Consider the following 22,334-nt stretch of genomic DNA (forward strand, 5'->3'; position numbering starts at 1 on the left):
CCATGTCCACAACGGCTTGTCAAGGCGAGCCGGTGCATGTCGCCCAAAAGTGCGCAGCGGTTTTGGGATAACGACATGCACAAACAAAAAGGCAAACCTATGCCAGGCTTCCTTGCAGCACCGTCAGCTTGGCCTTCTTGGGCATGCGGGCGGTCAGCCATTCCAGCGCCTTGTCGTGCGGCATCGGGAAGGCGATGGAGTAGCCCTGCACCTGGTCGCAGCCGATCGCCATCAGCGAATTGAGCTCGGCCTCGGTTTCGGCGCCCTCTGCGACGATCGAGATGCCAAGGCCACGCGCCAGCTCGGTGATGGCGCGGACGATCTTCGAGTTGTCGCCATTCTCATGGATGTTCTGGACGAAGCGGCGATCGATCTTCAGCCGGTCGATCTCGTTCGGGTTGACATGGCTGAGCGAAGCATAGCCGGTGCCGAAATCATCGAGTTCAAGATGGACGCCGGCTGCCCGGATGTGCCGCAGCTTGGCCGCGATGCCCGTCTTTTCGTCATCGAGGATGACGGATTCGACGATTTCCAGCGACAGTTTCTGCGGCGGCAGCCCGGCCTTTTCCAGCGTCTCGAACAAAAACACATCGAAGTCGTGCTCGCGCAGCTCGGTGCCGGAAACATTGACGGCAAGCCGTCCGAAGGCAATGCCGGCGCGATTCCATTCGGCGGCCTCGTTGATCGCCTTGGTGATGACGATGCGGCCGATCTCGGGCATGAAGCCGCATTTCTCGGCGACCGGAATGAACTCGCCGGGCGGGATCATGCCGCGCTCCGCATGGTTCCAGCGCACCAGCGCCTCGATGCCGCTGATCGTGCCGTTGGTCAGCGATACCTGCGGCTGGAAATAGACCTGGAACGCCCGCTCGGCGATGGCGACCTTGATGTCGTGCTCGAGCTGCTTGCGATAGTCGAGTTCGCGGCGCAGCTCCTCGGAGAAGAAGGAGAAGTTGCCGCCACCAAGCTTCTTGGCGGAGTAAAGCGCCAGATCGGCATGGACCAGCAAATCCCCAGCATTGTCGGCGTCGATCGGATAGACCGCGATGCCGGCGCTGGCGCCTGGGAGAATGGTCGTGCCCTGGAAGACGATCGGCTCGTTGATGTGTGCCAGGATGCGCCGCGCCAGCATATTGATGTCTTCGGTGCCGCCGGCGCCGCCGAGGATCATGACGAACTCGTCGCCGCCCAGGCGCACGCACAGATCCGACGCCCGGCAGGAATCGCGCATGCGCTGTGCCGTGACGACCAGCACATAGTCGCCGGCGGCGTGGCCGAGCGTATCGTTGATCTGCTTGAATCGGTCGAGATCGAGCTGGACGACGGCAAGGCGTTCGCGACGCCGGTGCGTGCCCTTGATCAGCGTGTCGAAATGATCGGTCAGGAACGTGCGGTTGTGCAGGCCGGTGAGGCCGTCATGCACCGCGATGAAGGCCATGGAATTGCGCGCGTCGATCAATTCATTCGTCTTGCGCAGGATGGCGTTCGACATCGGCCTAAAGATGAACAGCGCCACCAGTATGATGACGCCGATTGTGGCGTAGAACAGCGTGCGATGGAGAGCGAGCAGCTTCTCGGAGCGGTCGTCGGCGTCGGCAGTGATGCGCTGGCCGAGCGCGGCATAGCCCGACAAGGTCGCATTGGCGACAGAGGCGTCGAGATTGACGCGCTCGCCGCCGCCCTTGTAACCGCCATTGCCGCTGAATTGCGATTCATAGGCCGAGATCAGGCGGTCGCCATTGGCGATCAGCCCGACCGAGAAATAGTCGAGGTGGAAGGGCTTGGCGAAAAGGACGCTTTCGATCGACTTCGGGTCGAGCTTGGCCGGCGATTGCGGATCGGCTCCCGTCTGATCGAGCAGCAGGTCGTAGTTCGTCTCGAACTCCGCCGTTGCCTGCTTGAGCGCGCTGACCAGCGCCGGCTGCTTGTCGCGTGAACCGGCACCCGTTGCACCGGCAAGGAAGACGATGCGCTGCGACAGCGTCTTTTGCGTGCTGACGATGTCGAGCAAGTTGTGATTGTGCTGTTGGGTGGCCATCATCTGCTGCAGCAGGATGAAGGAGGCGATCACCATGGCCGCAATGATCAGCAGGGCCAGCCAATAGCCAGCCTTGATCAGCAGTATGAGCTTGCCTGAAACGGTTTGCACCGGCTGCTGCGACATTTTCGGGGGCGGCCCTCTCGCCTACGGATTCTTGCCAAAAGATTCTTGTATGAGCACCATTGAACTGCAAACGTTAACAGGACCGGAAATCGACGGCTGCCCGGCAAGGGGCAGCTGTCGAAAGATCGCGAAATGGTTATCGGCTCGTTTAGCGCCGTACCGGCATTTGAGCGGTCATCGGCCAGAACCGTTTGTCGCGGCGTCGTTTCCGCGGCTGCATGATGATCGACATCGGGGCCGCATCGTGCTGCCTGCCACCGATCCGGTCGTTTTTGCGATGGATTTTTCGCGCGGACGAGACGACAGTCAGCCCACATCAAACGAGGCCGACCATGACCGCAGCATTCCTCTCCCACATCGACAGCGAGCTCGCGGGGCTCAAATCGGCAGGCCTCTACAAGTCGGAGCGGTTGATCACTTCGACGCAGTCGGCCGAGATCGAGGTCGGCGGCGACAAGGTGCTGAATTTCTGTGCCAACAACTATCTCGGCCTCGCCGATAGCGCCGATTTGCGCAATGCTGCCAAGCAGGCGCTCGACCGCTATGGCTACGGCATGGCATCGGTGCGCTTTATCTGCGGCACGCAGGAAGAGCACAAGCAGCTCGAATCCACGATTTCCTCTTTCCTCGGCATGGAAGACACCATCCTCTACGGCTCCTGTTTCGATGCCAATGGCGGCCTGTTCGAGACGCTGCTGGGCGAGGAAGACGCCATTATCTCGGATGCCTTGAATCATGCCTCGATCATCGATGGCGTGAGGCTGTCTAAGGCCAAACGTTTCCGCTACGCCAACAACGATATGGCCGATCTCGAGGCGCGCCTGAAGGAGGCGAAAGACTGCCGCTTCCGGTTGATCGCCACCGACGGCGTGTTTTCGATGGATGGCATCATCGCCAATCTCAGGGGTGTCTGCGACCTCGCCGAGAAATACGACGCCATGGTGATGGTCGACGACAGCCATGCCGTCGGCTTCGTCGGCCAGAACGGCCGCGGCTCGGCCGAACATTGCGGCGTCGAGGGCAGGGTCGACATCGTCACCGGCACGCTCGGCAAGGCGCTTGGCGGGGCCTCCGGTGGCTACACCTCGGGCAAAGGCCAGGTGGTCGACTGGCTGCGCCAGCGCTCACGGCCGTATCTGTTCTCCAACACGCTGATGCCGGCGATCGCCGGCGCTTCGATCAAAGTGTTCGAACTGATCAAAGACGGCGATGGGCTGCGCGACAAACTCTACGACAATGCGGCGCGCTTCCGGTCGCAGATGGGCAAACTCGGCTTCACGCTGGCCGGAGCCGATCATCCGATCATCCCGGTGATGCTGGGTGATGCCAGCCTGGCGCAGGAGATGGCGGCGCGCATGCTGAAGCGCGGCATCTATGTCATCGGCTTCTCCTTCCCGGTGGTGCCGAAAGGGCAGGCCCGCATCCGCACGCAGATGTCGGCGGCCCATTCCAGCGCCGATATCGACCGCGCGGTGGAAGCGTTTGCCGCCGTCGGGCGCGAACTCGGGGTCATTTCCTGAAAGGCCGGAATCGAAAAGCGCTTCCGGATCAAGAGATTCAAGGGACAAAAGCATGTCGAACATGATGAAGGCGCTGGTGAAGGCCAAGGCCGAGCCAGGCATCTGGATGGAAGAGGTGCCGGTGCCGGAGATCGGCCCCAACGACGTGCTGATCAAGATCAAGAAGACGGCGATCTGCGGCACCGACGTGCATATCTACAATTGGGACCAGTGGGCGCAGAAGACGGTGCCGGTGCCGATGGTCACCGGCCATGAATTCGTCGGCACCGTTGCCGATTTCGGCGCTGCGGTCACCGAATACAAGGTTGGCCAGCGCGTGTCGGGCGAAGGCCACATCGTCTGCGGCCATTGCCGCAACTGCCGGGCGGGCAGGGGACATCTGTGCCGCAACACGCTCGGCGTCGGGGTCAACCGTCCGGGCGCCTTCGGCGAGTATCTGGCGATCCCGCAGCACAATGTCGTGCCGATCCCCGATGATGTGCCCGACGAGATCGCCGCCATCTTCGATCCCCTGGGCAATGCCGTTCACACCGCATTGTCCTTTGATCTGGTCGGCGAGGATGTGCTGGTGACCGGCGCCGGGCCGATCGGCATCATGGGCGCGCTCGTCGCGCAATGCGTCGGCGCGCGCAAAGTGGTCATCACCGACATCAACCCGGTGCGGCTGGCGCTGGCCAAGAAACTCGGCGTCCAGCATGTCGTCGACGCCTCGAAGGAAAAGCTGCGCGACGTCATGCCGGCGCTTGGCATGACCGAAGGCTTTGACGTCGGCCTCGAAATGTCGGGCGCCGCCCCCGCTTTCCGCGACATGATCGACACCATGAACAATGGCGGCAAGATCGCCATTCTGGGCATCGCGCCGACCGGCTTCGAGATCGACTGGAACAAGGTCATCTTCAAGATGCTGCATCTCAAGGGCATCTACGGCCGCGAGATGTTCGAAACCTGGTACAAGATGATCGCGCTTGTGCAGGGCCCGCTGGATGTCTCCGGCCTGATCACGCACCGCATCGGCATCGACGATTTCCAAGCCGGCTTCGATGCGATGCGCAGCGGCAGTTCCGGCAAGGTGGTGATGGACTGGTAGATGCCGCCCTACCGCAGAATTCTGTTTTTCATCAGCCATTTCACGGAGCGGGGCCACGCGTGGTTCGCACCCATGCGAAGATCGGTAAACCCCTCCGAAACATGTCTCCCGGTTTCGGCGTCAAGGATGCGAATGAACATAGTATGTTCTGTTCGGTTGACGCGCGTTACGACGCCAAGCAAGGCAAGCGACGCGCCGTGCTCCTTGGCAATCGGGCCTTCACAACCAGCGCAGTTGCGCAATCCGTGCGGCGCAGCAGCCTGTGTATCCCTCGCCGGCACATCAATTACTGTAAAACGCCCAGACTGGGAGAGCATGTCCCTCGCAACTTGTGCCGATTCCGACAGATAGCGCCTGTCATATTCATCCGGGGGAATTATTCCCGCCCCGGCGCTCTTATCCTCCAATTCGAAAGGGAACACTTCGATCGACATCGGCTTTGTCTGCTGGGCCTGCGCAAATGTGCAGGTGCCTACAAGCAGCGTCACCAGGACACTTAATGTGCGAATGCTCATCGTAGTCCTCCCGTCGGTGTGATGGGCATTATACGCGGCCTGACAACGCAAATCACGATCAAATCGAAGGCAATGCTATGCTTTGGCTGTGGTGGGAGCTCCCACGCAGTCTCGCTCGAACTCTGTCGTTCAGAGTGATTGGCTTGATCTTGGACTAGCTCGGGACCAGACTGGTCTCCAATGCAGCCAGTCCGCTGGTGATCGCCGCGCGCTCTTCAGCACTTAGTCTTGCCAGCAAATCCCGTTCGAACGCCTTCGCCAGCGGCACCATCTCGCGATAGGCGGCAAGCCCCGTTCCGGTCAGCGTCAAATGTTCGATACGGCGGTCTTTTTCGTCCGGTTTTCGCGTCAGCCAGCGACGCCGTTCGAGTTCGGCGACAGCGCGCGAAACCTTTGTCTTGTGCATGGCCGACTGTTCGCCCAGCGCCGTCGCCGTCATCGTGCCACGCTGTCCGAGCCCGGCCAGCGTGCGCCATTCGGGACGCGTGAGGCCGTGACGATCCTTGTATATCCTCGAGAATTCCCGGCTGACGGCCTCGGCAAGCCGGTGCAGCCGGTAGGGCAGGAAATTTTCCAGATTGAGAATTTCAGGCGCGTCGGACGCTTCGCTCTTGATCACCATTTTTCAAAGTCGCCATTGATGGTTACATTTTCAATGGTTACAAATGAAACCAGTTTGGTCAATTGATATCCATTTCGGGAGGAAGCAATGGCCTTTTCCTATATGCCGGGCTTCGGCAACGACTTCGAAACCGAGACGCTGCCCGGTTCGCTGCCGCAAGGACGGAATTCCCCGCAGCGGCCGGCCTACGGCCTCTACGCCGAGCAGCTTTCGGGCTCGCCCTTCACCGCGCCGCGCGGCACCAATGAGCGCTCCTGGCTCTACCGCATCCGGCCAAGTGTGAAGCACACCGGCCGCTTCAAGCCGGCGAGCTATCCCTTGTGGAAGAGCGCGCCCAATGTCGGTGATCACGAACTGGCGCTTGGCCAGTACCGCTGGAATCCGGTGCCGATGCCGAAGGAGCCGACCGATTTTATCAAGGGCATGCGCAGCATCACCACATCAGGCGACGTGCTCGGTCAGGCGGGCATGGCAGCGCATGTCTATGTCGCCAACACCTCGATGGTCGACGACCATTTCTTCAACGCCGACGGTGAATTGCTGGTCGTGCCGCAGGTCGGCGCCTTGCGCTTGGTCACCGAGATGGGCGTCATAGAGCTTCGGCCCGGCGAGATTGCCGTGCTGCCACGCGGTCTGGTCTTCAAGGTCGAGCTGGGCGACAAGGAAGTGCGCGGCTATGTCTGCGAGAACTACGGCGCCAAGCTGACGCTGCCCGACCGTGGCCCGATCGGCGCCAATTGCCTGGCCAATCCGCGCGATTTCAAGACGCCTTGCGCCTGGTTCGAGGAGAAGGAAACGCCGTGCCGGCTGACGGTGAAATGGTGCGGCAATTTCCATGTCACCGAGATCGGCCATTCGCCGCTGGACGTCGTTGCCTGGCACGGCAATTACGCGCCCTACAAATATGATCTGGCGACCTTTTCGCCGGTCGGAGCGCTGCTGTTCGACCATCCCGACCCGTCCATCTTCACGGTGCTGACCGCACCGAGCGGCGAGGAGGGCACGGCCAATATCGACTTCGTCATCTTCCCGCCGCGCTGGCTGGTGGCCGAAGATACCTTCCGGCCGCCCTGGTACCACCGCAACATCATGAGCGAGTTCATGGGCCTGATCCATGGCCAGTACGACGCCAAGGAAGAAGGCTTTGTGCCCGGCGGCATCAGCCTGCACAATCTGATGCTGGCCCATGGGCCGGATGCGCCTGGCTTCGAAAAGGCCTCGCGCGCGGACCTGAAACCGGTCAAGCTCGACAACACCATGGCGTTCATGTTCGAGACCCGATACCCGCAGATGCTGACCCGCTACGGCGCGGAACTCGAAACCCGGCAGGACAACTACATCGATTGCTGGGCGGACCTCAAGAAGCGTTTCAACGGCACGCCCGAGGGCGACTGGTCTTGAGCACCGAGCCAATGCCGGATCGGTTGGTGCTTTTGGGCTCGAAGGGTGGCCCGGCATTGCGGCCGGGTGGTCCATGGCCGAGCTCGTCGGTGCTGCGGATGGGCGGCCGCTGCATCGTCGTCGATTGCGGCCTTGGCGTCACGCGGGGTCTCGTCGATGCCGGCATCAGCCTGAAATCGCTCGACCTGATCTTCATCACCCATCTGCATTCCGATCACGTGCTGGAACTGGGGCCGCTGATCCACACCGCCTGGACGGCGGGTCTGGCGGCGCCGGTCCACGTGTTCGGTCCGCCCGGCACGGATCATTATTGGCAGCGCTTTTGCCAGGCGATGGACTTCGACATCGAAATCCGCGTCGTCGACGAGGGCCGGCCGGATATTCGAGACCTGGTTTCGATCGTCGAATTCGGCGAAGGCCAGGTGCTCGAGCAGGGCGGCTTGACGGTTTCGGCGCTGCGCGTCGAGCATCCGCCGGTGACCGACTGTTTTGCCCTGCGCTTCGAACACGGCGGGAAAAGCGTGGTGTTCTCCGCTGACACGGCCTTCTTTCCGCCGCTCGCCGAATTCGCCCGGAGTGCGGATATCCTCGTCCATGAAGCCATGCTGGAGGAAGGCATCGAGCGGCTGGTGGCCAGGACCGGCAATGGCGCGCGGCTGAAAGAGCATCTGCTTGCCAGCCACAGCTTTGCCGAAGAGGCCGGCAGCATCGCCAGCGATGCCGGGGTGAAGAGACTGGTGCTCAATCACCTCATTCCAGCCGACGATCCCGGGATCGGCGAGGCCGACTGGACTGCCGCTGTCAGGAAAACATGGGCCGGCGACTTGACGATCGCCCGCGACGGCCTTGTTGTGGAGTTAAGCAGCGAGAAAGCTGCACAAGGAGAGGAAACTGCATGAAGCTTGCCACATTGAAGGACGGGACGCGCGACGGAAAACTCGTCGTCGTCTCGCGCGACTTGACACGCTTCACCGACGCCTCGTTCCTGGTGCGCACGCTGCAGGCGGCGCTCGACGACTGGCGCCGCATCGCCCCGCATCTCGCGACAATAGCGGAATCGCTTGAGAACAATGCGGTGCCGGCGGAGCGCTTCCACGAGCATGACGCCCACTCGCCGCTGCCGCGCGCCTATCAATGGACCGACGGCTCGGCTTACGTGAATCATGTCGAACTGGTGCGCAAAGCGCGCGGCGCCGAGATGCCGGCAAGCTTCTGGACCGACCCGCTGATCTACCAGGGCGGCTCGGACGCCTTCATTCCGCCACGTGACCCGATCCGCATGGCTGACGAAGGCTTCGGCATCGACATGGAGGGCGAGGTCGCCGTCATTGTCGACGACGTGCCGATGGGCGCCACTCTCGAAGAAGCGCGCGCTGCGATCCGGCTGGTCATGCTGGTCAATGACGTCACGCTGCGCGCGCTCACCGGACCGGAACTGGCGAAGGGGTTTGGTTTTTTCCAGTCAAAGCCGTCCTCGGCGTTTTCGCCGGTCGCGGTGACGCCGGACGAACTGGGTGACGCCTGGGACGGCGGCAAGGTCAGCCTGCCGCTGCTTGCCGATCTCAACGGCAAGCCGTTCGGCCGCGCCAATGCCGGTGTCGACATGACCTTCGACTTTCCGGCGCTGATCGTTCACGCGGCAAGGACACGGCCATTAGCCGCCGGCACGATCATCGGTTCCGGCACCGTCTCCAACAAGCTCGACGGCGGGCCGGGCAAACCTGTCTCGGCCGGCGGCGCCGGCTATTCCTGCATCGCCGAACTGCGCATGATCGAGACCATCGTGTCAGGCGAAGCCCAAACGCCGTTCCTGCGCTTCGGCGACACGGTACGCATCGAGATGAGGGACAAGGCCGGGCATTCGATTTTCGGCGCCATCGAGCAGAAGGTCGAGAAATACGAGAGGTAAGGGAATGACGGGGGTCTATCTGCTGGCCGGTGTCTGGGCACTCGCCATACTGGCGGTCTTCATCCAGGCGATCCGGCTGAGTTACCGCATCGAGGCGCGCTCGCCTGACCTGACCAACCGCAGCGGCTTTCCGCGCAAGGCGATGATGTTGCACACCATCACCAACATGAAAGTCGCCCGGGATGAGGAGACGCAAGCCATGCGTCGGCGCATGAACCGGCTGCTGCTGATCGTTCTTGCGGGATTTGCAGCTATGTGGGCGGGCTTGTATCTGGTGCGGGCAGGGGGCTGATCTCGTGAACCTGCTTGACCATCTGCGCCGTATGGCCGGCAACAATCTGTGGTCGAACGACCGGCTCTACCGCGCGGTGCTGTCCCTCCAGCCCGGTGAGTTCGAGGCCGAACGCACCAGCTTCTTTCCGTCGATCAAGGCAACGCTCAACCACATCCTTGCGGTCGATCTTCTCTATCTCGATTTTCTCGAAGAGGGTGGTCTCGGTGCTGCCGCCCATGACGACTTCGTGCCCCTCGACGAGCCGGCGGCGTTGTTTGCCGCGCAGGTCGCAGCCGACCGGCGGCTGATCGCCTTTGGCGATAGGCTGTCGGCCGACGATCTCGATCGCCGCGTCATCACCGACCGGCGCGAGGACGGCATGATCCCCGAGCGCATCGGCGATATCCTCGCCCATGTCTTTCTGCACGACATCCATCACCGCGGCCAGGTGCACGCCATGCTGTCCGGCACGTCGGTCAAGCCGCCGCAACTGGACGAGTTCTTGCTCGATTATGATTTGAAGCTGAGACAAGTGGAGGTTGAGCGGCTGGGTTTGTGAGACCAATTGCTTGGCCGATCATGCCACAGCGACACCGTAACGGGCGAAATGCGGGTCGGATGTCAAGATGGTCAGGTTCTCTACTTGCGCCTGCGCGATCAGCAGTCTGTCGAATGGATCACCATGATGGTGGGGTAGGCTGCTGACGGCGTTCGCATGCTGCAAAGTGACGGCAAGTGGCTGAAATTGCATTCTGGGAAGCAGCGTTGGCAGATCGTCCGGCGCGTTGAGTTTTCCGATTGAGCGTTTGATGGCAATTTCCCAGACGCTTGCCGCGCTCGCGAACACCACCGCTTCCGAAGCCAAGATAGCGCGGTGGTGCTGGCTGAGACGTGGATCGTCTGAAATCGACCACAGGATGATATGCGTGTCGGCGAGAAACGGGCCGACCGTCATTTCACGTACTCGTCCCATTCGGGACCGAGTTCATCAAAATCGTCCGCAATCCAAATCTTGCCCTTCAAGGCGCCAATACGCGGCAGTGGTTCGGCCGCTGCCGGCGGTACGATGCGCGCGGCCACCTTGCCGTGGCGTGTGAGAACGATCTCCTCGCCGGCTTCCGCGCGGCTGACGAGTTCCGACAATTTGGCCTTGGCCTCGGCGATGGAAACATTCATAGCGCGATCCTTATGACCATAATTTAGGTCATAATTGGTCGCGCCGCAAGAAGCCCCGTTCGAATCTACCTACTCCGCAGCCTGAACCTTGATCACCCCGCGCTTGATCTGGTCTTGCTCGATGGATTCGAACAGCGCGCGGAAGTTGCCCTCGCCAAAACCTTCGTCGCCCTTGCGCTGGATGAACTCGAAAAAGATCGGGCCGATCACGGTCTTCGAAAAGATCTGCAGCAGGATCTTGGTCGTGCCGCCGTCGACGACGCCTTCGCCGTCGATCAGGATACCGTGCTTCTTCATCCGCTCGATCGGTTCGTCATGGCCATTCACGCGGTCATACGACATGTCGTAGTAGGTCTCCGGCGGACCGGGCATGAACTTCAGCCCGTTCTCAGCCAGCCTGTCGGTGGCGGCATAGATCTCGTCGGTGCCGACAGCGATGTGCTGGATGCCCTCGCCATTGTACTTCTTCAGATACTCGGCGATCTGGCTGGTCTCGTCCTTGGACTCATTGAGCGGAATGCGGATCTTGCCGCAGGGTGAGGTGATGGCGCGGCTGACCAGGCCGGTGATCTTGCCGTCGATGTCGAAGAAATGGATCTGCTTGAAGCCGAACAGATTGCGGTAGAAATCCCACCATTTGTCCATCTGGCCGCGATAGACATTGTGGGTCAGGTGATCGAGGTAATAGAAGCCGACGCCTTCCGGCCGCGGGTCGCGAGTGCCCAGCCATTCGAACTCGGCATTATAGGCCGAACCCTTCTTGCCGTAGGTCTCGATGAAATAGAGCAGCGAGCCGCCAATGCCGATGATTGCCGGCACGTCGAGCGCCTTGTCGGCGCCTTCGTAAGGCGTGGCACCCTTGGCAACGGCGTGATCGAAAGCGTGTTTGGCATCGACAACCCGCCAGGCCATCGAGGCAGCACAAGGCCCATGCTTGTCGACGAACTTCATCGCGTGCGAGCCAGGCTCGGCATTGACGACATAGTTGATGTCGCCCTGCCGCCAGATGGTGATGTCTTTCGTGCGGTGCTTGGCCACCGCAACATAGCCCATACGGGTGAACAGCTCAGCGAGCTTCTGCGGCTCCGGATGCGCGAATTCGACAAACTCGAAGCCGTCGGTGCCGGCCGGGTTGTCCTTGCTGATCTTGGCGGGCGGGGCGTCGTGCGGGAAGGGACCCATCATATTCCTCCGAAAGCTGGCCTGGTCTGAAAAGGCCATTTGACACGATCATAACGCGGAGGAGGCGCACGGTGCTTGCATTCAAACGCTTGAAATGATGATGTCATGCGTGAAGCGTGTATGATATAAGGAAAAGCCATGGATGACACGCGGATTGATCAGTTCGACCGCAAGATAATGGCGCTGTTGCAGGGTGATGCGCGGCTCACCAACAACGATCTTTCGGAGCGGGTGAACCTGTCGGCGTCGCAATGCTCGCGCCGCCGCCAGCGGCTGGAGGAGGATGGCTTCATCAGGGGCTATCGCGCCGTTCTCGACCGCGACAAGCTCGGTTTTTCCCTGGTCAACGTCATTTCGGTCACGCTCGCCACGCACAACCGCGACAATGCGCGGCGCTTCGGCGAGCTGGTGGCACGGCTGCCCGAGGTGCAGGAAGCGCACGCGCTGACCGGTGAGATGGATTACATCCTGAAAGTGGTGACGCCCGACCTGAAATCGCTGTCTGAATTCGTTAACGGCGTGCTGCTGCCGCATGAATCGGTGCAGCATGTGAAGACGGCGATCGTGCTGGAAACGCTGGAGGAGACGGGTGCGTTACCGATTTAGGCAGAACGGATTTCAGTTGATACGTCGGAGGGGCAGCACCCCCCTCTATCCTGCCGGACATCTCCCCCGCAAGGGGGGAGATTGGATGTCGCGAATCCCTTCGCCAATCGCCAACGTTGCAGGAAGAGCCTTGGCGGCGAAGCTGCCGATCTCCCCCCTTGCGGGGGAGATCGGCAGGCCAGAGGGGGTGTGAAGGATCGCCAGCCTACGGAATGACGGAAAGGCCGTTCAACCCTTCGACTGCTGGATCAACCCATACAAATTGGTGCAGCGGGCGCCGGAGCGGCAATAGGCGAAGACCGGGCCGTCGAGTTCGTCGAGCGCTTCGGCCTGATCCTCGACATTCTCGGCGGTGATCTGGCCGCTGATCACCGGAATGTAGCGGAAAGCGAGCCCTGCGGCTTCGACCACTGCCTTGACGGTGTCGGCAGAAGGCTGGCCGGGCTGTTCGTCATCGGGCCGGTTGCAGATGACGCTCTTGAAGCCGGCTTCCTTGATGGCGGCGACGTCCTCAGGCTGGATCTGGCCCGAAACCGAATAGTCCTCGCTGATTTCGCGGTATTCCATGGCAGCATCCTCGCAAACTGGTCAGGCGGCAGTCTTGCCACTCCCCGACATGGGCGGCAATCCGTACCGAAGGAATTCTCTGCCAAATAGACACTGCGTGCCGGAAAATCCAACCGGGCCGATGCGGCCCGGCTGGACAATCCTTCATACTCAGCTGCCGAGAATGGCGCCTTTGATCTGACGGATGTTGTTGTGCATCATGTCGATATAGGTCGCAGCCGGGCCGTCGGGCTGCGACAGCGCATCCGAATAGAGCGTGCCGCCGACCTTGATGCCGGTTTCGCTGGCGATCTGTTCGATCAGGCGCGGGTTGGTGATGTTCTCGACGAAGATCGCAGCCGCCTTGTCCTGCTTCACCTGATTGACCAGTTTGGCGACGTCTGCGGCGGATGGCTCGGAGTCGGTCGAGATGCCTTGCGGGGCGAGGAAGGTCAGGCCATACGCGTGTTCGAAATAGCCGAAGGCGTCATGCGAGGTGATGACGACGCGCTTGCTCTCCGGGATCGAGGCAATCGCAGTTTTCACTTCACCTTCGACCGCGTCGAGCTTCCTCGTGTAGGCGGCGGCATTGGTCTGGTAGCTGACGCAGCCGTCCGCATCCGCTGCGCAGAAAGCCTCGGCGATGTTCTTCACGTAGATCCTGGCGTTGGCGACCGACTGGAAGGCGTGCGGATCGGTGACCGTCTTGCCGCCGCCGGTGCCGGCACCTTCGGCCGCGTCGGCGTCGGCGAATTCAGGCTTGAAATCGATCGGCGTCACGCCCTTGGTCAAGGTAATGATAGACGCCTTGGTGGCGCTGGCATCGACCAGCCGCTGCAGGAAACCTTCGAAATGCAGGCCGTTGACCAGCACGATGTCGGCCTTGGCCATGGCCACAGCATCGGCCGGGCTCGGCTCGTAGACATGGGCGTCGCCATCCGGCCCGACAATGGTGGTGACGTCGATGCGGTCGCCGCCGACATTTTTGGCGAAATCGGCAATGACGGTGAAGCTGGCGACCACTTTCAGCGGTGCCGCCAAGGCCGACGATGCGCCAAAGGCGGTTAATGTTATAACGCTCATAGCCAAGGCGGCATAGATCGATTTCAGCATAGACGGGTCTCCTTCTAGGGGCGGGATCAGGCCGTTCTGTGACGGTGATGGATGATGCGCGCGCGCAGAATGCCGCGCGTGCCAAACAGGATCGAGGCGAAATAGACGACGCCGGCCGACAGGATGATGGCCGGGCCGGACGGCAGTGACGCGTGATAGGACAAAAGCAGCCCGGCGACGCAGGACGCGAAGCCGATCAGCACCGCCAGCACGCACATCGGCTCGACGCGAACTGTCCAGAAGCGGGCGGCTGCGGCCGGCAGCATCATCAGCCCAACCGACAGAAGCGTGCCGAGTGCCTGGAAGCCGCCGACAAGGTTGAGCACGACAAGGCCGAGGAAGATGAAATGCACCGGACTGCCGAGCCGGCTGACCGAGCGCAGGAACAGCGGGTCGAGGCATTCGGCGACCAGCGCCCGCCAGAAGATGGCGAGGCTGACCAGCGTCACCGCGACGATGCCGCCGATCAGCGTCAGGGCCTCATCGTTGAGCGCCAGCACGGTGCCGAACAGCACGTGCATGAGATCGACGCTGGAACCGCGGATTGACACCATCAGCACGCCGATGGCGAGCGAAATCAGATAGAACGCCGCCATCGAAGCGTCCTCGCGCTGGATGGTGAAGCGCGAGACGGCGCCGGCGCCGAGCGCGACGATGACGCCGGCGATCAGGCCGCCGATGGTCATCGGCAGGATCTCCAGCCCATAGAACAGGAAGCCGGCGGCCGCGCCGGGCAGGATGGCGTGCGCCATCGCGTCGCCCGACAGGCTCATGCGCCGCAGCATCAGGAAGACGCCGATAGGGCAGGCGCCGAGCGACAGCATCAGCGAACCGATCAAAGCCCGCTGCATGAAGCCGAAATCGGCGAAGGGCGCGATGACAAGGCCGTAAAGCATGTCCATCAGGCAGCCCTCGGTCCGACGCCGTGTCGATGGTCATGGTGATCGGGGCCATGGTCATCGTGACCATGAGCGTCCTCGCCCGGCTCGCACCAGGGCGCATTTTCTTCCCAGGCCTCGTGAAAGCGGCGGGCGCGCAACAGGTTTTCCGGCTTCAGCGTTTCCCTGGTTTCGCCCCAGGCGATCGGCTGGCGGGCGAGAAGCAGCGTTTCGGGGAAATTCTGCCGCACCAGGTCCAGATCGTGCACGACAACCATGATGGTGCGTTCCTCGCCATGCCAGTGCTTGATTAGGGCAATGAGGTCGCCGACCGTCTTGGCGTCGACGGCATTGAAGGGTTCGTCGAGCAGGATGAGGTCGGCGTCCTGCAGCAGGACACGCGCAAACAGCGTGCGCTGCAACTGGCCGCCCGACAGCGTGTCGATCGGCCGCTTCTCGAAACCGCCGAGGCCAACCGCCATCAGCGCCTTGCTGACGTCTTCGCGATCTTCCCTGGTGTAGCGGCCAAGCAGGCCGCGCCGTGGCCACAGGCCGAGCGAAACCAGATCCACCACCCGTGCCGGAAAGGAGCGGTCGAGCTCCGATTGCTGCGGCAGATAGGCGGCACGTACACCGGGCGCGCGGATAACCTCGCCGGCCATTGGCTTCAGGACGCCGACAATGCCTTTCATCAGCGTCGATTTGCCGGAGCCGTTGGCGCCGACCACAGCGGTCAGCGAGCCCTTGCGGATGGTGCCGTCGAGATGATGGATCGCCGGGTGGCTGCCGTAGCCAAGCGTCAGGTCGCGGAATGTCAGGCAGGTATTTGTCATTCTGCGATCCGTAGGCGGCGAAATCCGGCTGCTGGCAGCGGTCGATTGGATATGTGATGTTATTACATTAGTCAACAAGCCAATCCGGCGCAATTGCGGCCGCAGGGTTAACTTGCCGTGTTTGCACATCCATATGCCATTGGCCCAAGGGGATTCGACCTGACGATCTTGCCCGAAGCCGGCGGCGACTCTAAAGAAGCGCAACCGCCACAGGAAGGAACCATCCAATGAGCATTCGTCGCATCGATGTCGGCCCGCGCATGAGCCAGATCGTCATTCACGGAGATACCGTCTATCTGGCCGGCCAGGTCGGCCAGCCAACCGGCAACGTCGCATCGCAGACCAAGGATATCCTGGCAGCTATCGACGAACTGCTGGCCAAGGCCGGTTCCGACAAGACCAAGATCCTGCAGGCGATCATCTGGCTGGCCGACATGAGCACCTTTGCCGAGATGAACGCTGAGTGGGACAAGTGGGTGCCGCAAGGCAACACGCCGGCCCGCGCCACCGGCGAAGCAAAGCTCGCCACCCCGGATTATCTGGTCGAGATTATTATTACCGCGGCGATTTGATCGGCGGCCTTCTACCTCCCCCTTGTGGGGAGGTCGGACCGAAGGTCCGGGTGGGGGTCGGCGCCGCTGCCCTCCGCTATGGCTCCGGGCGTTCGGTGTTCGAAAAGCCAAATCGTTGGCTTTTCGCCAGCCTGCGGCTGGACACGCCTCACCCCTGCGACGGCCTGAACCTTGCCACCAGCGTGTGGCTCTCGGCTGCGTAGGTAAAGCGTACATGGGTGACCGGATGTTCGGCGCTCCATGTCCGCCGCTCGACCACCAGGCAAGGCGCACCGGTTTCTATGTCGAGTGCCGCGGCGATATGCCTGTCGGCTGCGACAGCGCGAATCCGGTGCTCGGCTTCGCTCCACGGCACGCGGCCGATCAGCCATGGCCCTGGTGCGATGGCCACGAATTCCTCGTCCGCTGCCTCGGGCACGGCGGTGAGGTTGATCAGCCGCTGTTCATGCGCGAACGGCCGCTCGCCGGCGAAATGCCCGCATTCCAGCGCCAGAACCGGTCCGGCCAAGCCCAATTCCAGCGAGGCGCGGTCCCCGGCGCTGCTGCGCCTTTTGTGTCGCATCACGCGCTCGTAGCGATAGGGCAGACCGAGCGCTTCGACCTCGATGCGGATATCGTGGATTTCCAGCACCGCCGCTTGCGACTGCGGCCGGCGCACAAAGCTGCCTGAGCGGCGGCGGCGTTCGATCAGCCCGGCCTTGGCAAGCTGTGACAGCGCCTTGTTCACCGTCATGCGCGAGCAATTGTATTGCACGCTCAATTCGTGCTCGAACGGGATGCGATGGCCGGGCGCCCAGGCCCCGGACGTGATCTTCTCGCTAATGTCGGTCAGGATGCGCTGGTGCAGCGAGCCGCCACCTTCCGCTACCACTGTGTCGGCCATGCTCATGCCGAAAGCGCCGTCATCACGCTGCGAAACCGCCCGGCGATGGCCTCTCGCTTCACATGCCTGCCGCCGCTGACCTGTTTGAGCCCATGCACCCAGACGCAGTCGACCTTGCTGCCATTGGCGAAGATCCAGGCGTCGAGAATTGCGTCGCCGGTCTTGCCGGCCAGCGAGGGATTTTTGGGATCGAGCGAGACGAGATCGGCCGAGGCGCCGGCGGCGATCGCGGAAGCACCGGCGCCAAGCGCGACGCTGCCACCGTCGAGTGCGGCGTCGAACAGGGCGCGGCCAGTCGAGCCGCCGGCGACCGCCAGCACATTACGGGCGCGGCGGGCGAGGCGCTGCGAATATTCGAGCTGGCGCAACTCGTCCGGGAGGCCGATGAGCACGTTGGAATCGGAGCCGACCCCGAAGCGGCCGCCATGGTCTCTGAACAGTGGCGCTGCAAAAGTGCCGTCGCCGAGATTGGCCTCGGTGATCGGGCAAAGGCCGGCGATGGCGCCACTCCTGGCCATGGCAACGGTTTCAGCATCGGTCATGTGCGTGGCGTGGATCAGGCACCAGCGCTTGTCGACCTTGGCATGCCCAAGCAGAAATTCGACCGGCCGCGCGCCCGACCAGGCAAGGCAATCCTCGACCTCTTTCACCTGCTCGGCAATGTGGATGTGGATAGGCCCATCCGGTGCTATGGCAGTCACCTCAATCAGTTCTTCCGGTGTCGCGGCGCGCAAACTGTGCGGAGCGACGCCGACGACAGCCTGATTCAGTGCACGAACCGATTCGCGGCATTTCTCAACAAGCCGCGAGAACCGATTCACATCGTTGATGAATCGCCGCTGGCCTTCGTTTGGCACGGCACCGCCGAAAGACGAGTGCGCATAAAACACCGGCAACAGCGTCAGGCCGATGCCCGTCTCGCCGGCCGCGGCCGCAATGCGTTCGGCCATCTCGGCGAGGTTGGCATAGGGTTTTCCATCGCGGTCGTGATGCAGATAGTGAAATTCGCCGACGCGGGAAAAACCGGCCTCCAGCAACTCGACATAGAGCTGCGCTGCAACCGCCTCGACCTGATTGGGCGTCATCGACAGGGCGAAGCGGTACATCACCTCTCGCCAGCTCCAGAAACTGTCGGCGGAGGGGCCGCGAAGCTCGGCAAGGCCGGCCATGCCGCGCTGGAAGGCGTGGCTGTGCAAATTGGGCATGCCGGGCAACAGGATCGCGTGGCGTTCGTCGTCGGCTGTCGCAGCGGCACCAGGCTGAACGGCTGTAATGCGCCCCTCGGCCAGGGTGATCCGCACATTATCGCGCCAGCCATTGGGAAGGAGCGCCTGTTCCGCAAAGATCGCTGCCACTTTTCTCTCCGGTTCTCTGTCTCTCATGCGATGATGGCACTTGCAGTGCGTTTCGATATGTATATACATAATCGTCATCGATTGAAACGGAAAAGATGATGGCTGGACAGAGCAAAAGCCGGGCAGGGGATCTTCGTCTGTGGCGCAATGCGCGGCTCGCGACCATGGCCGAAGGGTCTGCCGGACTTGGCATCGTCGAACACGGCGCGGTCGCTTCGCGTGACGGCCGCATTGTCTATGCCGGCCCCGAGTCGGAGCTGCCCCCAACACTTGCCCAAGGCGTCGAGACGATCGATTGCGAGGGCCGCTGGATCACACCCGGCCTGATCGACTGCCACACCCATCTGGTCCATGCCGGCAACCGCGCCAACGAATTCGAGATGCGGCTGGCCGGCTCCACCTATGAAGAGGTCGCCCGGGCCGGCGGCGGCATTGTCTCCTCGGTCAAGTCGCTGCGCGCCGCCAGCGAAGACGAACTGGTCACTCAATCGCTGCCGCGCCTCGATGCGCTGATCGCCGAAGGCGTGACCACCGTCGAGATCAAGTCCGGCTATGGCCTCGACCTCGAAAACGAGAAGAAGTCGCTGCGTGCCGCCCGCCAACTGGGCGAGCAACGGCCGGTGACGATCCGCACGACCTTCCTCGGCGCTCACGCGCTGCCGCCGGAAGCCAAGGGCGACAAGGACGCTTTTATCGATCTGGTCGCCAATGAGATTCTTCCTTCGGTTGCCGCCGAGGGGCTGGCCGATGCCGTCGACGGTTTCTGCGAGGGCATCGCCTTTTCGCCGGAACAGATGGCGCGCGTCTTCGATGCGGCCAAAGCGGCCGGCCTGCCGGTCAAGCTCCATGCCGACCAGCTGTCCAACCTGCATGGCGCCGAACTCGCCGCCCGCTACGGCGCTCTGTCGGCCGACCATCTCGAATACACCGATGATGCAGGTGCAGCGGCGATGGCCAAGGCCGGAACCGTGGCGACGATCCTGCCCGGCGCCTACTATTTCATCCGCGAAACCAAGAAGCCGCCGATCAGCCTGTTTCGCCAGCACGGCGTCAAGATGGCTGTCGCCACCGACAACAACCCCGGCACCTCGCCGCTGACCTCGCTGCTTCTGACCATGAACATGGCCGCGACCCTGTTCGGCCTGACCGTCGATGAATGTCTTGCCGGCGTCACCCGCGAGGCGGCCCGCGCGCTTGGTTTGCTGGAAGAAACCGGCACGCTTGAGGTCGGAAAGTCCGCCGACCTGGCGATCTGGGACATCGAGCGCCCCGCCGAACTCGTCTACCGCATGGGCTTCAACCCGCTGCATGCCCGCATTTGGAGAGGACAATGACCGAACTGACCCTGAAGCCCGGCAATGCGACGCTGGCGGACTGGCGCGCCATCTATCGTGGCGCCGTGCCCAAGCTGGACAACGCCTGCCGGCCAAAGATCAAGGCGAGCGCCGAGGCCGTCGCCAGGATCGTCGCCAAGGGCGAACCGGTCTATGGCATCAACACCGGTTTCGGCAAACTGGCCAGCGTCCGCATCCCGGCCGAGGATCTCGAGACCTTGCAGCGCAACATCGTTCTGTCGCACGCCGCCGGCGTCGGCGAGCCGATGCCGGTTGCTGTCTGCAGGCTGATGATGGCGCTGAAGCTCGCCAGCCTGGCGCAGGGCGCGTCCGGCGTGAGGCCGCAAACCATCGAATTGCTGGAAGCAATGCTGGCCAACGACGTCATCCCGGTGGTGCCGGCGCAGGGTTCGGTCGGCGCCTCCGGGGACCTTGCCCCGCTGTCGCACATGACGGCGGTGATGATCGGCGTCGGCGAATGTTTTACCCCGCATGGCCGTTTTCCGGCCAAGGTCGCCTTCGTCTCGCATGGGCTGGAGCCGGTGACACTGGGCGCCAAGGAGGGCCTGGCGCTGCTCAACGGCACCCAGTTTTCGACCGCCTATGCGCTGGCCGCCTTGTTCGAGGCCGAAGTGCTCTACCAATCGGCGCTGGTCGCCGGTGCCCTGTCGACCGACGCGGCAAAAGGGTCCGACGCCCCCTTCGATCCGCGCATCCATGTGCTGAGAAAGCATCCCGGCCAGATCGAGGCGGCCGACGCCCTGCGCAATCTGATGGCCGGCAGCGCCATCCGAGAATCGCACCGGGTTGGTGACGAACGCGTGCAGGATCCGTACTGCCTGCGCTGCCAGCCTCAGGTGATGGGCGCTGCACTGACCGTGCTGCGCCAGGCGGCCGACACGCTGGGCACCGAAGCCAACGGCGTTACCGACAATCCGCTGATCTTCGCCGAGGACGACACCGCACTTTCCGGCGGCAATTTCCACGCCGAGCCGGTGGCCTTCGCCGCCGACATGATCGCGCTCGCGGTCTGCGAGATCGGCTCGCTGTCGGAACGCCGCATCGCCATGCTTGTCGATCCGGCACTGTCCGGCATGCCGGCCTTCTTGACGCCGAAGCCTGGTCTGAACTCCGGCTTCATGATCCCGCAGGTGACGGCGGCGGCTCTCGTCTCGGAAAACAAGCAGAAAGCCTATCCGGCCAGCGTCGATTCGATTCCCACATCGGCCAACCAGGAAGACCATGTTTCGATGGCCGCGCACGGTGCGCGCCGGCTGATCGGCATGGTCGAGAACGCCACCGCGGTGATCGGCATCGAATTGCTGGCCGCGGCGCAAGGCTGCGACTTCCATGCCCCGTTGGCGTCGAGCGATGCCCTTGAGGCAGTGCGCAAGCTGGTCCGGGCCGAGGTGCCGCATCTCGACAATGACCGGCATTTCCACCCCGACATGGAAAAGGCCATCGCCATGGTCCGCACTGGCGCAACCATCAAGGCCGCTGGCGCGATAGCGCTGCCGTCGATTTCGGGAGCGGTATGATGACCGCCACGCCCTGGCTAACCGTCACGCCCGGCACGACCCCGCTGCTGGTGTCGATACCACACACCGGCATCGACCTCGCCGGCCTTGAGAATCGGCTGGTCTCGCCCTGGCTCGGCCGCCGCGACTGCGATTGGTGGATCGATAATCTCTATGACTTTGCTGCCGGCCTCGGGGCGACGGTGGTGCACACCGCGACCTCGCGCACCGTCATCGACGTCAACCGCGATCCCTCCGGCGCCTCGCTTTACCCCGGCCAGGCGACGACCGGCCTTTGCCCGACCGAGACTTTCGATGGCGACCCGCTCTATCGCGAGGGCGAAGAACCGGGGCCGTCGGAGATCGACGAACGTCGCGAGAAATTCTTCGTGCCCTACCATGCCGCCTTGCAGGTCGAGATCGACCGGTTGCGTGGCTTGCACGAAAAGATCGTGCTCTATGACTGCCACTCGATCCGTTCAGTGCTGCCGCGCCTCTTCGAAGGCACGCTGCCGGTTTTCAATCTCGGCACCAATGACGGTAGGAGCGCCGATCCGACGCTGCAGGCGATGGTCGGCCAGATCATGGCCGAAACCGGTGAAACCTCTGTCATCAACGGCCGCTTCAAAGGCGGCTGGATCACACGCCATTTTGGCCAGCCGCAGCAAGGTGTGCATGCGCTGCAGATGGAACTCTCCAACCGCGGCTATATGCGCGAGCCCGATGGCAAGGGCACGCCGGACAACTGGCCGGTGCCTTACGATGCAGAGTTCGCAGCACCGATCCGCGCCACCCTGCGGAAAATCCTCGAGACCGCGACATCCTGGGCGCGCGTCTGACATCAGGT

General features: G+C 62.6%; 24 protein-coding genes. 12 read left to right on the top strand and 12 right to left on the bottom strand.

Features of this window, described 5'->3' with window-relative positions:
• Positions 1-97: 97 nt before the first annotated feature.
• On the bottom strand, positions 98-2,164 hold the full coding sequence (locus NKI99_RS18780; RefSeq protein WP_352611656.1) for a putative bifunctional diguanylate cyclase/phosphodiesterase: 2,067 nt from the start codon (positions 2,162-2,164) through the stop codon (positions 98-100).
• 332 nt (positions 2,165-2,496) lie between these two features.
• Between NKI99_RS18780 and NKI99_RS18785 the strand changes: the two genes are divergently transcribed.
• Both NKI99_RS18785 and tdh read left to right on the top strand, forming a co-directional pair.
• Complete coding sequence (locus NKI99_RS18785) at positions 2,497-3,684, top strand: glycine C-acetyltransferase (RefSeq protein WP_352611657.1); 1,188 nt, start codon at positions 2,497-2,499, stop codon at positions 3,682-3,684.
• Between the two features lie 52 nt (positions 3,685-3,736).
• On the top strand, positions 3,737-4,771 hold the full coding sequence (gene tdh, locus NKI99_RS18790) for an L-threonine 3-dehydrogenase (protein ID WP_013532321.1): 1,035 nt from the start codon (positions 3,737-3,739) through the stop codon (positions 4,769-4,771).
• Positions 4,772-4,779: 8 nt separating this feature from the next.
• Here tdh and NKI99_RS18795 read toward each other — a convergent pair whose 3' ends face one another.
• Both NKI99_RS18795 and NKI99_RS18800 read right to left on the bottom strand, forming a co-directional pair.
• The gene (locus NKI99_RS18795; RefSeq protein WP_023813581.1) at positions 4,780-5,286 is read right to left on the bottom strand and encodes a DUF2380 domain-containing protein; all 507 of its coding nucleotides are present in this window, start codon (positions 5,284-5,286) and stop codon (positions 4,780-4,782) included.
• Between the two features lie 154 nt (positions 5,287-5,440).
• On the bottom strand, positions 5,441-5,908 hold the full coding sequence (locus NKI99_RS18800) for a MarR family winged helix-turn-helix transcriptional regulator (RefSeq protein ID WP_352611658.1): 468 nt from the start codon (positions 5,906-5,908) through the stop codon (positions 5,441-5,443).
• A gap of 87 nt (positions 5,909-5,995) precedes the next feature.
• Between NKI99_RS18800 and hmgA the strand changes: the two genes are divergently transcribed.
• The 5 genes from hmgA to NKI99_RS18825 are packed head-to-tail and all read left to right on the top strand — an operon-like array spanning position 5,996 to position 10,051.
• Positions 5,996-7,309 (top strand): homogentisate 1,2-dioxygenase, encoded by a 1,314-nt coding sequence (gene hmgA / locus NKI99_RS18805; RefSeq protein ID WP_352611659.1) that lies wholly within the window; start codon positions 5,996-5,998, stop codon positions 7,307-7,309.
• Between the two features lie 11 nt (positions 7,310-7,320).
• Complete coding sequence (locus NKI99_RS18810) at positions 7,321-8,208, top strand: MBL fold metallo-hydrolase (protein ID WP_352611715.1); 888 nt, start codon at positions 7,321-7,323, stop codon at positions 8,206-8,208.
• The gene (locus NKI99_RS18815) at positions 8,205-9,218 is read left to right on the top strand and encodes a fumarylacetoacetate hydrolase family protein (RefSeq protein ID WP_352611660.1); all 1,014 of its coding nucleotides are present in this window, start codon (positions 8,205-8,207) and stop codon (positions 9,216-9,218) included. The genes NKI99_RS18810 and NKI99_RS18815 overlap by 4 nt, the downstream gene beginning before the upstream one ends.
• Positions 9,219-9,222: 4 nt before the next feature.
• A complete protein-coding gene (locus NKI99_RS18820; protein ID WP_128305083.1) occupies positions 9,223-9,510 on the top strand; it encodes a hypothetical protein in 288 nt (95 codons plus the stop codon).
• Between the two features lie 4 nt (positions 9,511-9,514).
• Positions 9,515-10,051: a DinB family protein gene (locus NKI99_RS18825; protein WP_352611661.1), complete on the top strand. Its 537-nt coding sequence runs from the start codon at positions 9,515-9,517 to the stop codon at positions 10,049-10,051.
• Between the two features lie 18 nt (positions 10,052-10,069).
• Here NKI99_RS18825 and NKI99_RS18830 read toward each other — a convergent pair whose 3' ends face one another.
• From NKI99_RS18830 to hppD, 3 genes are all read right to left on the bottom strand, one after another.
• Entirely contained in the window at positions 10,070-10,447 is a 378-nt protein-coding gene (locus tag NKI99_RS18830; protein ID WP_023813588.1) for a type II toxin-antitoxin system VapC family toxin, read from the bottom strand.
• The gene (locus NKI99_RS18835; RefSeq protein WP_023813589.1) at positions 10,444-10,668 is read right to left on the bottom strand and encodes a type II toxin-antitoxin system Phd/YefM family antitoxin; all 225 of its coding nucleotides are present in this window, start codon (positions 10,666-10,668) and stop codon (positions 10,444-10,446) included. Before NKI99_RS18835 ends, NKI99_RS18830 begins: the two co-directional genes overlap by 4 nt.
• Before the next feature lie 69 nt (positions 10,669-10,737).
• The gene (hppD, locus tag NKI99_RS18840; protein ID WP_128305110.1) at positions 10,738-11,850 is read right to left on the bottom strand and encodes a 4-hydroxyphenylpyruvate dioxygenase; all 1,113 of its coding nucleotides are present in this window, start codon (positions 11,848-11,850) and stop codon (positions 10,738-10,740) included.
• A gap of 138 nt (positions 11,851-11,988) precedes the next feature.
• Here hppD and NKI99_RS18845 point away from each other — a divergent pair, with 138 nt between their 5' ends.
• Entirely contained in the window at positions 11,989-12,456 is a 468-nt protein-coding gene (locus NKI99_RS18845) for an Lrp/AsnC family transcriptional regulator (protein WP_352611662.1), read from the top strand.
• Positions 12,457-12,684: 228 nt separating this feature from the next.
• Here NKI99_RS18845 and NKI99_RS18850 read toward each other — a convergent pair whose 3' ends face one another.
• The 4 genes from NKI99_RS18850 to aztA form a co-directional block, all read right to left on the bottom strand.
• Entirely contained in the window at positions 12,685-13,023 is a 339-nt protein-coding gene (locus tag NKI99_RS18850) for a protein tyrosine phosphatase family protein (RefSeq protein ID WP_352611663.1), read from the bottom strand.
• Between the two features lie 150 nt (positions 13,024-13,173).
• Positions 13,174-14,115, bottom strand: a complete 942-nt coding sequence (gene aztC, locus NKI99_RS18855; protein WP_352611664.1) for a zinc ABC transporter substrate-binding protein AztC — start codon at positions 14,113-14,115, stop codon at positions 13,174-13,176.
• A gap of 26 nt (positions 14,116-14,141) precedes the next feature.
• The gene (aztB, locus tag NKI99_RS18860; RefSeq protein ID WP_031212890.1) at positions 14,142-15,017 is read right to left on the bottom strand and encodes a zinc ABC transporter permease AztB; all 876 of its coding nucleotides are present in this window, start codon (positions 15,015-15,017) and stop codon (positions 14,142-14,144) included.
• On the bottom strand, positions 15,017-15,826 hold the full coding sequence (aztA, locus tag NKI99_RS18865; protein WP_352611665.1) for a zinc ABC transporter ATP-binding protein AztA: 810 nt from the start codon (positions 15,824-15,826) through the stop codon (positions 15,017-15,019). The genes aztB and aztA overlap by 1 nt, the downstream gene beginning before the upstream one ends.
• Positions 15,827-16,053: 227 nt before the next feature.
• On the opposite strand from aztA, the gene NKI99_RS18870 reads away from it, so the two are divergent.
• The gene (locus tag NKI99_RS18870; protein ID WP_352611666.1) at positions 16,054-16,398 is read left to right on the top strand and encodes a RidA family protein; all 345 of its coding nucleotides are present in this window, start codon (positions 16,054-16,056) and stop codon (positions 16,396-16,398) included.
• Positions 16,399-16,546: 148 nt separating this feature from the next.
• On the opposite strand, the gene hutC is transcribed toward NKI99_RS18870, so the two are convergent.
• Together hutC and NKI99_RS18880 are read right to left on the bottom strand one after the other, a co-directional pair.
• Positions 16,547-17,287 (bottom strand): histidine utilization transcriptional repressor HutC, encoded by a 741-nt coding sequence (hutC, locus tag NKI99_RS18875; RefSeq protein ID WP_352611667.1) that lies wholly within the window; start codon positions 17,285-17,287, stop codon positions 16,547-16,549.
• Positions 17,284-18,636, bottom strand: a complete 1,353-nt coding sequence (locus NKI99_RS18880; RefSeq protein WP_352611668.1) for a formimidoylglutamate deiminase — start codon at positions 18,634-18,636, stop codon at positions 17,284-17,286. Before NKI99_RS18880 ends, hutC begins: the two co-directional genes overlap by 4 nt.
• A gap of 98 nt (positions 18,637-18,734) precedes the next feature.
• Between NKI99_RS18880 and hutI the strand changes: the two genes are divergently transcribed.
• The 3 genes from hutI to hutG are packed head-to-tail and all read left to right on the top strand — an operon-like array spanning position 18,735 to position 22,326.
• A complete protein-coding gene (hutI, locus tag NKI99_RS18885) occupies positions 18,735-19,970 on the top strand; it encodes an imidazolonepropionase (RefSeq protein ID WP_352611669.1) in 1,236 nt (411 codons plus the stop codon).
• Positions 19,967-21,508, top strand: a complete 1,542-nt coding sequence (gene hutH / locus NKI99_RS18890) for a histidine ammonia-lyase (protein ID WP_352611670.1) — start codon at positions 19,967-19,969, stop codon at positions 21,506-21,508. Before hutI ends, hutH begins: the two co-directional genes overlap by 4 nt.
• On the top strand, positions 21,508-22,326 hold the full coding sequence (gene hutG / locus NKI99_RS18895; RefSeq protein ID WP_352611671.1) for an N-formylglutamate deformylase: 819 nt from the start codon (positions 21,508-21,510) through the stop codon (positions 22,324-22,326). The genes hutH and hutG overlap by 1 nt, the downstream gene beginning before the upstream one ends.
• The last annotated feature ends 8 nt before the right edge of the window (positions 22,327-22,334 follow it).

Source organism: Mesorhizobium sp. M0239 (genome assembly GCF_040321815.1).
Lineage (GTDB): Bacteria > Pseudomonadota > Alphaproteobacteria > Rhizobiales > Rhizobiaceae > Mesorhizobium.

Bases quoted from the DNA above. Each gene is read 5' to 3' on its own strand.
- hmgA (WP_352611659.1), top strand. From the start codon at position 5,996: ATGGCCTTTTCCTATATGCCGGGCTTCGGCAACGACTTCGAAACCGAG.
- hutG (WP_352611671.1), top strand. From the start codon at position 21,508: ATGACCGCCACGCCCTGGCTAACCGTCACGCCCGGCACGACCCCGCTG.
- hppD (WP_128305110.1), bottom strand. From the start codon at position 11,850: ATGGGTCCCTTCCCGCACGACGCCCCGCCCGCCAAGATCAGCAAGGAC.
- NKI99_RS18795 (WP_023813581.1), bottom strand. From the start codon at position 5,286: ATGAGCATTCGCACATTAAGTGTCCTGGTGACGCTGCTTGTAGGCACC.
- hutH (WP_352611670.1), top strand. From the start codon at position 19,967: ATGACCGAACTGACCCTGAAGCCCGGCAATGCGACGCTGGCGGACTGG.
- aztA (WP_352611665.1), bottom strand. From the start codon at position 15,826: ATGACAAATACCTGCCTGACATTCCGCGACCTGACGCTTGGCTACGGC.
- NKI99_RS18780 (WP_352611656.1), bottom strand. From the start codon at position 2,164: ATGTCGCAGCAGCCGGTGCAAACCGTTTCAGGCAAGCTCATACTGCTG.
- tdh (WP_013532321.1), top strand. From the start codon at position 3,737: ATGTCGAACATGATGAAGGCGCTGGTGAAGGCCAAGGCCGAGCCAGGC.
- aztB (WP_031212890.1), bottom strand. From the start codon at position 15,017: ATGGACATGCTTTACGGCCTTGTCATCGCGCCCTTCGCCGATTTCGGC.
- NKI99_RS18845 (WP_352611662.1), top strand. From the start codon at position 11,989: ATGGATGACACGCGGATTGATCAGTTCGACCGCAAGATAATGGCGCTG.
- NKI99_RS18820 (WP_128305083.1), top strand. From the start codon at position 9,223: ATGACGGGGGTCTATCTGCTGGCCGGTGTCTGGGCACTCGCCATACTG.
- NKI99_RS18810 (WP_352611715.1), top strand. From the start codon at position 7,321: ATGCCGGATCGGTTGGTGCTTTTGGGCTCGAAGGGTGGCCCGGCATTG.
- NKI99_RS18785 (WP_352611657.1), top strand. From the start codon at position 2,497: ATGACCGCAGCATTCCTCTCCCACATCGACAGCGAGCTCGCGGGGCTC.
- hutI (WP_352611669.1), top strand. From the start codon at position 18,735: ATGGCTGGACAGAGCAAAAGCCGGGCAGGGGATCTTCGTCTGTGGCGC.
- NKI99_RS18870 (WP_352611666.1), top strand. From the start codon at position 16,054: ATGAGCATTCGTCGCATCGATGTCGGCCCGCGCATGAGCCAGATCGTC.
- NKI99_RS18830 (WP_023813588.1), bottom strand. From the start codon at position 10,447: ATGACGGTCGGCCCGTTTCTCGCCGACACGCATATCATCCTGTGGTCG.
- hutC (WP_352611667.1), bottom strand. From the start codon at position 17,287: ATGAGCATGGCCGACACAGTGGTAGCGGAAGGTGGCGGCTCGCTGCAC.
- NKI99_RS18835 (WP_023813589.1), bottom strand. From the start codon at position 10,668: ATGAATGTTTCCATCGCCGAGGCCAAGGCCAAATTGTCGGAACTCGTC.
- aztC (WP_352611664.1), bottom strand. From the start codon at position 14,115: ATGCTGAAATCGATCTATGCCGCCTTGGCTATGAGCGTTATAACATTA.
- NKI99_RS18850 (WP_352611663.1), bottom strand. From the start codon at position 13,023: ATGGAATACCGCGAAATCAGCGAGGACTATTCGGTTTCGGGCCAGATC.
- NKI99_RS18815 (WP_352611660.1), top strand. From the start codon at position 8,205: ATGAAGCTTGCCACATTGAAGGACGGGACGCGCGACGGAAAACTCGTC.
- NKI99_RS18800 (WP_352611658.1), bottom strand. From the start codon at position 5,908: ATGGTGATCAAGAGCGAAGCGTCCGACGCGCCTGAAATTCTCAATCTG.